Raw genomic sequence first — 7,693 nt, 5'->3', positions numbered from 1 at the left:
ACTTAGAAAATTCAGCAAGCCTTGAATCAAAATTAAGTAGTATAATAATTACTAAGAATATAACAAGCAAGAACTCCAGCATTTCGAATGCTTTAAATTCTTTACTATGCTTATAGGTTAATATACCAAATGCCGATGCAGCAAGTATATAAGGCAGTTTTGACAATACAATATAAATATTACCTACAGCTGGTACAACATACATCAAATAGTTACATACTTGAAGAAGTGCAAATGACACAAACGTAAAAAAAAACAAATCTTTTTTTTCGGCAATCAAAGCATAAAAAACAGCTAGACCGAAAACCGATATCAACTGAATTGGTATCAGAAAACTTCCAAACATGCCATTAACAAAAAGAGGTATTATATAGGATAGCAATACAATACCAATTAAAATATAAGAGATTCTGTCTTTTAATTCTTCGTTTAACTTCAGCATATGCTTATTTTAATAATTCTTCCAGTTTTTTATCCAGCTCTTCGCCTCTTAAATCACGCGCAACTACTATACCATTGGGATCCAGTAAAAATGTAGCCGGAATACCTTCTACCTGATATAATTTTACCACAGATGACTCCCAGGCTGTAAGGTCACTTACATGTGTCCAGGTTAAACCATCTTTATCAATCGCTTTCAGCCAGGCAGCTTTATCGTTATCAAGCGACACACTCAGTATATCAAACTTACTGCCTTTATATTTGTTATAGGCACGCACTACATTCGGCGACTCCTGACGGCAAGGACCGCACCAGGAAGCCCAGAAATCAAGCAATATATATTTACCTCTTAAAGAAGACAGGCGAACCATCTTGCCTTTTGTATCCGGTAATGCAAACTCAGGAGCTTCTTTACCTATTGCTGCCGGGCTACCCTTTTCTTTTGCCTGTTTCTGAGCCAGAAATAATTTATACTGACTGACATTATCAACAAGACTTGCTGTATACTTATGATCCGGCTGTTGCTGTTTAATCTTAGTCGTTACCGTTTCAACAAACGGAAAATCATTTTCAAAATCTACATAACTCAGCATACTGAATACAACCGGTGACGATGTATTATGCTCTATGGCTGTGTGTACGTAAGCCTTCATCTCTGCTTCTATACCTTTGATCTCGTTCATGCAATTGGTTGCAACGATCGAAGAAGTTGCCGAAACATTCTTCATTGAATCCAGCATAACCGTTAAACGGGAATGTGCTTGATTCAATTCAATCATTTTCTTATTAAATGCGGCATACGTCTCATTATCCTTGCTACCGGTAAATATGGCTGTTGCAAACGGATCCTGCGCATTTACCGTCAATGATGTCTTATCACCATTCAGAATGATTGGCAGAAATACATTCTTCGCCAGGCGCAGTCTGTAAATATCAATCTCGTCTGCCGTGCCTGAAAATTCAAAAGAAGTCTTATCCTTCAGTTCTGCAGAATCAAGTACAATCCAGCTTTTATCGCGGATCTGCTCCAGGTATACATACTCACTTGCAGCATTTAATACCTTACCGGAAATTGAATAAGTAAAACTTCCCGGCTTTGACTCTGTTTCTTTTTTCTGATCACAAGACACAAACAGAGTAAAAAACAATACAGCAAAACAATAGTGAATAAAATTTCTATTCATATAAAATTAGGCTTCAAGAACCTGTTTAATTAATTCCGTAGCTACTTTCGGATCTGCCTTTCCTTTTGTTGCTTTCATCAGATCGCCCATGAACATTGAAAGAATACCCGTTTTACCACCTTTGTATTCCGCTACTTTTGCAGGGTATTTCGCAACAATTTCCTGGATCAACGGAATCAGCTCATCGGTATTACTTTGCTGGATCAGGTTCATTTCTTCAGCAATCTGCTGAGGAGATTTACTTGTACCCTTTAATAATTCAGGAAAGATCGATTGGTTGGCGATCGTTGTATTCACTTTACCGGAATCAATCAAATCAACTAACTCAGCAATTTGTTTCGGATATACTTTTAAATCCTTCACATGCAATGCTAATTCATTCAGATAAGACTTCACTGCACCGGTAACCCAGTTTGCTGCTCCTTTATAATTCCTGGTATGCTTACATACTTCATCGAAATACAAAGCAATCTCTTTCGTATCTGTCAATACCTGAACATCGTATTCAGATAATTTGTATTCACCGGAAAACTTCGCATACAACTCCTGCGGCAAAGCCGGCAAGCTCGCTTTAATTTCAGCAAGCCACGCATCACTTACGGTAACAGGTTGCAAATCCGGCTCCGGAAAATAACGGTAATCATTCAATTCTTCTTTTGTACGCATACCATGCGTAGTACCATCAACTGCATCAAACTGACGGGATTCAGAAATAATTTCCTCGCCTTTTTCAATCAGTTCAATCTGACGTAAAATTTCAAAATCAATCGCACGCTGTACGTTACGCACAGAGTTCATGTTTTTAACTTCTACTTTTTTACCGAATACTTTTGAACCTTTCAACATTACAGATACATTGGCATCGCAACGCATGGAACCTTCTTCCATGTTACCGTCACAGATCTCCAGGTAGCGTACCAGCTTTCTTATTTCAGACATTACCGCGTAAGCTTCTTCAGAAGTACGGATATCCGGCTCTGTCACAATTTCAATCAGCGGCGTACCTGCACGGTTGTAATCTACTAGTGTATCTACTTCACCGGCAAGGTGCATATTTTTACCTGCATCATCTTCCATGTGAATACGATTCAAACGAATCGTCTGCTGAGCGGCATTTTTCAACTTAATCTTAATGCTGCCGCCTATACAAATCGGCGCTCTATCCTGCGTCGTCTGGAACCCTTTTGGAAGATCAGGATAGAAATAATTCTTACGATCAAAAAATGTAAAGCGGTTAATTTCAGAACCACAAGCCACTCCCATTTTAATAGCGTATTCAACCACTTTCTTATTCAAACGCGGAAGTGTACCCGGATGGCCCAACGTGATCACGCTTACGTTTGTATTTGGCATGCTGCCAAACTCTGTTGAATCTGAAGCAAAGATTTTACTCAGCGTAGATAACTGCGCGTGAACCTCTAAACCAATAACCGGTTGATATTTATCTATAATTGACTGATCCATAATTCTTCTTTATTGTCTATTCCTTATGCATTCACCTGAACAAGATCTTTCGCTTTTGCGATTACTTTATCCAGACCATTTATTTCTTTACCACCGGCAGTCGCATAAAATGGTTGTCCACCGCCGCCGCCCTGAATCTCTTTCGATAATTCACGGATCATTTGTGATGCATTCAATCCTTTATCCGCAACCAGATTATCAGAGATCATGACTGCAATGTTTGGTTTACCATCTACATTTACTGCCAATACCAATAACAAGTTATCTACCGTTTGCTTCAGATCATAAGCAACCTGGCGCATCGCATCTACGGATGGCAACGCCAGTTTCGCACGGATCAGGTTAATATCCCCTACTTTCTCTGCAGTATCTTTTAATGCCTTGGCAATTGCTTTTGATTTCTCAGACTGGTATTCGTCCAGTTGTTTCTGCAAAGCAACGCGCTCTTCCAACAGATCCTCCAGCGACTTTACAAGATCTTTCGGATTTTTCATCAATTCCGTGATCTTCGCAAGCGTTGTCTGCTGTTGATCAACGAATACTTCTGCAGCTGTTGCTGTTAAAGCTTCAATTCTGCGCACACCGGCAGCAACCGATGATTCGCTTGTAATTTTAAAGAAACCAATTTTGCCGGTCGACGAAACGTGTGTACCTCCGCATAATTCGCGTGAGAACGAATCATCAAACGTGATCATACGTACATATTCACCGTACTTCTCACCGAACAAAGCCATAGCACCCAGTTTCTTCGCTTCTTCAATCGGCACATTGCGTCTTTCATTCAATGAAATATTTTCACGAATCTTCTGGTTCACGATCAATTCAATCTGTTTCAATTCTTCTTCTGTTACTTTAGAAAAGTGTGAGAAGTCGAAACGCAATACAGATTCATTTACCAAGGAGCCTTTCTGGTTCACGTGTGAACCCAGTACCTGCTTCAACGCCGCATGCAATAAGTGTGTAGCAGAGTGATTGTTTTCTGTCAATGAACGCTGCAATACATTTACTTTACAATCTACCGGAGCTTTCAGGTCCGCCGGCAATTGTTCTGTAATATGAATGATCAGGTTGTTTTCTTTTTGTGTGTTCAATACTTTTATTTTCTGATCACCTTGCACAAGCAAACCGGTATCGCCTGCCTGACCACCGCTCTCTGCATAGAAAGGTGTAGTATCCAATACCAGTTGATATTGATCTTTACCTTTTGTTTTAACCTGGCGGTATTTAATAATTCTTGAAGTGGAAATCAAATGATCGTAACCAACGAATTCAACTTCATCGTCTTCAGTGATGATTGTCCAGTCGCTTGTTTCAACGCTGGCAGCCTTTTTAGAACGCTGCTTTTGTGCATCCATCTCCACATCAAAACCTGCTTCATCAACTGACAAACCGTTTTCACGGGCAATCAATTGAATCAGGTCCAACGGGAAGCCAAATGTATCATATAATTCAAATGCTGTCTTACCATCAATAACTGTAGCTTTCTTTGCTTTCAATTCTTCTCTGATCTGATCTAATTTACTTAAACCAATATCAAGCGTACGTAAGAAAGAAATCTCCTCTTCCTGTACAACCTTTGCCACGAAATCCTGCTGAGACTTTAACTCAGGAAATACGTGCGCCAATTGATCAGCCAATACTGCAACAAGTTTGTATAGGAATGGTTCTTTTAAATTCAGAAACGTGTATGCATAACGCACGGCACGGCGCAGGATACGACGGATTACATAACCCGCTTTATTGTTGGATGGTAATTGTCCGTCTGCAATAACAAATGAAATGGCACGAATGTGATCTGCCATAACACGCATCGCAATATCTGTTTTTTCATCTGCGCCATATTTGATTCCGGCAGCTTTCGCTACGAAATCAATCATTGGTGTAAATACGTCGGTATCGTAGTTAGATCTTTTCTTCTGGATCGCCATACACAGACGTTCGAAGCCCATTCCGGTATCTACGTGTTTGTCCGGAAGTTCTTCCAAAGAACCATCAGCCTTACGGTTGAACTGAATGAATACGTTGTTCCAGATTTCAACTACCTGCGGGTGGTCATTGTTCACCAATGTTTTTCCATCAACAGCCTTTACCTCTTCTTCGGAACGAAGATCCACGTGAATTTCAGAACAAGGTCCGCAAGGGCCCTGTTCACCCATTTCCCAGAAGTTATCTTTTTTATTTCCCAAGAGAATGCGATCTTCCGCAATCCATTTTTTCCAGAAATTATATGCTTCCGTATCTCTTGCAAGCTTCTCTTTGTCGTCTCCTTCAAAGATGGTCACATACAGACGGTCTTTCGGTAGTTTGTAAACAGTAGTCAACAGTTCCCATGACCAAGCAATCGCTTCTTCTTTGAAGTAGTCACCAAACGACCAGTTACCAAGCATTTCAAACATGGTGTGGTGGTATGTATCAATTCCCACCTCTTCCAGGTCATTGTGCTTACCGGATACACGCAGACACTTTTGTGTATCGGCAATACGACGGTACTTAGGTGTTTCATTTCCTAAAAAATAATCTTTGAATTGATTCATACCGGCGTTGGTGAACATCAACGTCGGATCATTTTTATTTACGATCGGTGCAGAAGGAACAATTTGGTGGCCTTTAGAGGCAAAGAAATCCAGAAATTGCTGACGGATTTCAGCTGAGGTCATAAACGAAGACATACTCAAAATTGGGTTTTCAACAGATTTTTATAAGATTCAAATTTAGGAAAAAACCACGTTAAAAGCCCGATTTTATGCAATAGATTTAAATTTTATATGATTTTAGAAATGCAAAACTGCTTCAGAATGAAGGCTTTTCCACAGCAAGCACATGAATGTGGAAAAGAATTGAACAGGAGAACGTCCAGAGCGAACAATCTACAGTGCGGAATATGTAATTTTGATCATTGCAAGTTCAGGTGTTTATACAAACCCAGCTACCAAATTGCCTTACAAAGAGAAAGATATAGAGAAAAAATATTTCAGCATTGGCGAGGTTTCGTCCATGTTTAAAGTTGCTCCTTCCCTGATCCGTTTTTGGGAAACAGAGTTCGATATATTCAAACCTCAGAAAAACCGCCGCGGCAACCGCCAGTTCACCAAAGAAGATATTGAGAATTTCAGACTGATTTATAATCTGGTAAAAGAACGCGGCTATACGCTGCAGGGAGCAAAAGAAATGCTCAAAACAGATCGCCATAAATCGAAAGACAAAATGGAGTTATTGGATTCTTTGCAGAAAGTACGGGATTTTTTGGTAGAGCTTAAGAAGCAGATGGAATAAGGTTTAAAGTGTAAGAGTGTAAAGTGTAGACTCTGGGCATCTTGTGACTTCACATTTTGATTTTTATATAATAAACTTTTCATTGTTAATATAAATTATGAGACGATTACACTTTACACTCTAAACTTTACACTTGTAAATCAGAGTAAGATCATAAAAAATTCAATTAAACATTTTTCAACAATCTTCCTACACAGCTATGCAGGAAAAAATATACCAGGTTGCCGTGGGCCTTATTCCTGGCGTTGGCGCAGCTACAACTAAAACGCTGATCAGTTATTGCGGTTCTGCCGAACAGATTTTTAAAACACCTAAAGGTAAACTAAAAAATATTCCCGGTATTGGCGATGTAACCGTTGAAAATATTCAAAACAAATCTGTGCTGGAGGAAGCGGAATCTATTGTAAAACGCGCAGAGAAACTCGATACACAACTTTTATTTTATACCGATGCGGATTATCCAAGCCGGTTGAAACAAATTCCGGATGCACCTACACTAATTTATTACAAAGGATCTGTGCATGTAAATCCCGCTAAGTCCATTGCCATTGTCGGCACACGCAAGGCTACTGAATACGGCAAATCAGTTGTGCGGAAACTTCTGGAAGATCTTGCTTTCTACAAGCCGGTTATCATCAGCGGACTCGCCTATGGTATTGACATACAAGCGCACCGTGATGCACTGGAGCTGGGTCTTGAAACAATCGGTGTGATGGCTAACGGCACCAACATCATCTACCCTTCTGTACATAAAAACACAGCATTTAAAATGATTGAACAAGGCGGACTGATGAGTGAATACACCTTTGATTCTGTAGCGGAACCCATGCGATTTCCTGCCCGCAACCGGATTATTGCGGGCATGGCAGATATCACGCTTGTTATTGAAGCCACACAGACCGGCGGTGCATTGATCACAGCTGATATAGCTAACAGCTACAACCGCGAGGTTATGGCGGTACCGGGTAGAATTACAGACGCTACTTCTGAAGGATGTAACAACCTGATTAAACAGAATAAGGCACATACGCTGACTTCTGCAACAGATCTGATCGAGCTGCTGAACTGGGATATTGTACCATCCCAAACTACAAACAAACAGCTAATCCTAACAGATCTTGACGACGACGAACTGTCTATTTATGCGGTATTGACAGACAATCAGGATATCCATATTGATGAATTAAGCTGGAAGTCACAACTATCCATGCATAAAATCAGTTCTGTATTGCTCCAGATGGAATTCAAAGGAATTATAAAGGCGCTGCCTGGTAAAAAGTTTGCATTACGCTAAAACTATTTATTGAATAGTTGATAAAAGCAGTTTGATT

The 7,693-nt window shown here is 40.0% G+C and carries 5 protein-coding genes and 1 pseudogene; 2 read left to right on the top strand and 4 right to left on the bottom strand.

Annotation, left to right across the window (positions count from 1 at the left end):
• The 4 genes and pseudogenes from ACTHJT_RS02540 to alaS all read right to left on the bottom strand — a co-directional run.
• Positions 1-442 (bottom strand): annotated as a pseudogene (locus ACTHJT_RS02540) (hypothetical protein); the annotation flags it as partial.
• A 4-nt stretch (positions 443-446) separates the two neighbouring features.
• A complete protein-coding gene (locus tag ACTHJT_RS02535; RefSeq protein ID WP_440236160.1) occupies positions 447-1,625 on the bottom strand; it encodes a redoxin domain-containing protein in 1,179 nt (392 codons plus the stop codon).
• A gap of 6 nt (positions 1,626-1,631) precedes the next feature.
• Positions 1,632-3,089 carry an Asp-tRNA(Asn)/Glu-tRNA(Gln) amidotransferase subunit GatB gene (gene gatB, locus ACTHJT_RS02530; RefSeq protein WP_440236159.1) on the bottom strand — a complete coding sequence of 486 codons (1,458 nt, stop codon included), beginning with the start codon at positions 3,087-3,089 and terminating at the stop codon, positions 1,632-1,634.
• 23 nt (positions 3,090-3,112) lie between these two features.
• Positions 3,113-5,746 carry an alanine--tRNA ligase gene (gene alaS, locus ACTHJT_RS02525; protein WP_440236162.1) on the bottom strand — a complete coding sequence of 878 codons (2,634 nt, stop codon included), beginning with the start codon at positions 5,744-5,746 and terminating at the stop codon, positions 3,113-3,115.
• A gap of 277 nt (positions 5,747-6,023) precedes the next feature.
• Here alaS and ACTHJT_RS02520 point away from each other — a divergent pair, with 277 nt between their 5' ends.
• Together ACTHJT_RS02520 and dprA are read left to right on the top strand one after the other, a co-directional pair.
• Positions 6,024-6,362, top strand: coding sequence for a MerR family transcriptional regulator (locus ACTHJT_RS02520; protein ID WP_440236161.1), 339 nt, complete (start codon positions 6,024-6,026; stop codon positions 6,360-6,362).
• Between the two features lie 199 nt (positions 6,363-6,561).
• Positions 6,562-7,656 (top strand): DNA-processing protein DprA, encoded by a 1,095-nt coding sequence (dprA, locus tag ACTHJT_RS02515; RefSeq protein ID WP_440236158.1) that lies wholly within the window; start codon positions 6,562-6,564, stop codon positions 7,654-7,656.
• The last annotated feature ends 37 nt before the right edge of the window (positions 7,657-7,693 follow it).

The sequence above is a fragment of the Cytophaga sp. genome (assembly GCF_051961495.1).
Taxonomy (GTDB): Bacteria; Bacteroidota; Bacteroidia; order Cytophagales; family Cytophagaceae; genus Cytophaga.
Note: the sequence above shows the minus strand (reverse complement) of the source record. Positions and strands in the feature narration are given on the sequence as shown.

Bases quoted from the DNA above. Each gene is read 5' to 3' on its own strand.
- alaS (WP_440236162.1), bottom strand. From the start codon at position 5,746: ATGACCTCAGCTGAAATCCGTCAGCAATTTCTGGATTTCTTTGCCTCT.
- gatB (WP_440236159.1), bottom strand. From the start codon at position 3,089: ATGGATCAGTCAATTATAGATAAATATCAACCGGTTATTGGTTTAGAG.
- ACTHJT_RS02535 (WP_440236160.1), bottom strand. From the start codon at position 1,625: ATGAATAGAAATTTTATTCACTATTGTTTTGCTGTATTGTTTTTTACT.
- dprA (WP_440236158.1), top strand. From the start codon at position 6,562: ATGCAGGAAAAAATATACCAGGTTGCCGTGGGCCTTATTCCTGGCGTT.